Source organism: Martelella sp., assembly GCF_984369615.1.
Genome location: NZ_CFHTCS010000532.1, coordinates 1 through 2,141, shown reverse-complemented (window position 1 = coordinate 2,141; position 2,141 = coordinate 1). Strand labels below are relative to the sequence as shown.

3 protein-coding genes and 1 pseudogene are annotated in these 2,141 nt (G+C 61.7%); 3 read left to right on the top strand and 1 reads right to left on the bottom strand.

Annotation, left to right across the window (positions count from 1 at the left end; translation table 11 throughout):
- Nucleotides 1-247 (top strand): annotated as a pseudogene (locus AC5DC2_RS23330) (endonuclease); the annotation flags it as partial.
- Between the two features lie 76 nt (nt 248-323).
- Nucleotides 324-1,271, top strand: coding sequence for a glutathione synthase (gshB, locus tag AC5DC2_RS23325; protein WP_491700208.1), 948 nt, complete (start codon nt 324-326; stop codon nt 1,269-1,271).
- Between the two features lie 3 nt (nt 1,272-1,274).
- On the opposite strand, the gene AC5DC2_RS23320 is transcribed toward gshB, so the two are convergent.
- Nucleotides 1,275-1,607: a TM2 domain-containing protein gene (locus AC5DC2_RS23320; protein WP_036237606.1), complete on the bottom strand. Its 333-nt coding sequence runs from the start codon at nt 1,605-1,607 to the stop codon at nt 1,275-1,277.
- Between the two features lie 213 nt (nt 1,608-1,820).
- Between AC5DC2_RS23320 and AC5DC2_RS23315 the strand changes: the two genes are divergently transcribed.
- A partial coding sequence (locus tag AC5DC2_RS23315) for a magnesium chelatase domain-containing protein (RefSeq protein WP_491700207.1) occupies nt 1,821-2,141 on the top strand: 321 nt, incomplete at its 3' end.

The window sequence follows — 2,141 nt, the reverse complement described above, 5'->3', positions numbered from 1 at the left end:
CGCGGAAACCCTGTTCGATCTGGCGCGCGACGGAGGCTATCAGCGCCATGGCGGCCCGAACGACAGGATCACCACGCGCCCGAGCCTGATTTCCGGGACGGATCCCCAGCCGATGAAGCTCGACTGGTTTTTGTCGCGCGGCCTTCAGATTGCCGAAAGCCGCGTGGTGGATGCGCTGGATGACGAAGGCACGCCGCTTTCGGATCACGATCTGCTGATGTGCACGGTCTCGGGCATCCTCGCCTGACTGAAGGCGATTGCCAAGCGCGCGCGCGGTGACTACATATCGAGGCGCTTCAAACCAGACCGGGGGCTCCAGTTTCATGGCCGCAATCAAAAAAGTCGCCGTCCAGATGGACCATATCTCCACCGTGAAGATTGCAGGCGATTCGACCTTCGCCATGTCGCTGGAGGCGCAAAACCGCGGCTATGAGCTCTACCACTATACGCCCGACCGGCTGACGCTGAGGGACGGCAAGATAATTGCCGCCGTGGAACCGATGACGCTGCGCGACGTGGAAGGCGACCACTACACGCTCGGCCCCGCCGAGCGCACCGATCTTTCGACCATGGATGTGGTGCTGCTGCGCCAGGACCCGCCCTTCGACATGGCCTATATCACCTCGACCCACATGCTGGAGCGCATCCACCCGAAGACGCTGGTGGTCAACGATCCCGCCTGGGTGCGCAATTCGCCGGAGAAGATCTTCGTCACCGAGTTTGCCGACCTGATGCCGCCGACGCTGATCACCAAGGATGTCGGCGAGATCGCGCGGTTCCGCGAGGAGATGGGCGACATCATCCTGAAGCCGCTTTACGGCAATGGCGGCGCCGGCGTGTTCCATTCCACCCGTGACGACCGCAACTTCACCTCGCTTCTGGAAATGTTCGAGCAGATGTTCCGCGAGCCCTATATTGCCCAGGCCTATCTGCCGGCCGTGCGCAAGGGCGACAAGCGCATCATCCTCGTCGATGGCGAATTCGCCGGCGCGATCAACCGCGTGCCGGCAGAGACCGACAGCCGCTCCAACATGCATGTCGGCGGACGTGCGGAGCCTTCCGAACTGACGGCGCGCGAGGAAGAGATCTGCGCGCGCATCGGACCTTCGCTGAAGGAGCGCGGCTTCATTCTCGTCGGCATCGATGTGATCGGCGACTATATGACGGAAATCAACGTCACCTCCCCCACCGGCATTCGCGAAGTGAAGAAATTCGGCGGCGCCGATATCGCGAGCCTGATGTGGGACGCGATCGAGAAGAAGCGCGGCTGAGTTTTATTGCTTCTGAGAAACCAGTGCCTGCTGCGTGAGCGAGTTGCGCAACGCGCTCTTCTGGGCGTCGATCATGCCCGAGATCAGGAACAGGTCGACCAGCCACCAGATGCCGAAGACGGCAAGAAACACAAGACCGATGATGAAGACGGCTGTCAGCCAGCCGACGACATTCAGAAGCAGCATGGCGATCGCTGATCCCGGCCGGCCGAGATAGAACCGGTGCGCGCCGGCCCAGCCGACAAAGAACCACAGAAGATAGGCCGCCGCCGGCGATTTCGCGCCATTTGTCACCCGCTGCTCGATCAGGATCTGTTCTTCCGTCGTCAGTCCCATGCCATTCTCCGCCATTCTGCTTCGGCAAACCTATTCCGTTTGTTTACGGGGGCGGCAACGCGAATGTCCATCCCGCAAGCTCCAATGCAAAGCTGAATGAAAAGAAGTTCATCTTTTGTTCTTGCGTATCGGCGCGCATTGTGGAATCCTTGCAACCATTGGGTTTGATGAAACACTGTTCTTGAGGGGACGCCGGGCGGCGCGGGGCTTCACATGGTATCCAGGGTTCAAACGGTCGCATTTCAGGGGATTGAAGGCGTTCCGGTCGATGTTCAGGTGATGGTCGCGCCGGGCAAGATCGGCATGCAGATCGTCGGCCTGCCGGACAAGGCCGTTGCCGAAAGCCGCGAACGGGTGCAGGCCGCGCTGCATGCCACGGGCCTTGCCTTGCCGGCCAAACGCGTGACGGTCAATCTTGCGCCCGCCGACCTGCCGAAGGAGGGCTCGCATTTCGACCTCGCCATCGCGCTCGGGCTGATGGCCGCGCTCGGCGCGGTTCCGGCCGATGCGCTGGCGGGCTACGTGGTCATCGGC

Excerpts from the sequence above, each read along its gene's own strand:
- gshB (WP_491700208.1), top strand. The coding sequence starts at position 324 with ATGGCCGCAATCAAAAAAGTCGCCGTCCAGATGGACCATATCTCCACC.
- AC5DC2_RS23320 (WP_036237606.1), bottom strand. The coding sequence starts at position 1,607 with ATGGGACTGACGACGGAAGAACAGATCCTGATCGAGCAGCGGGTGACA.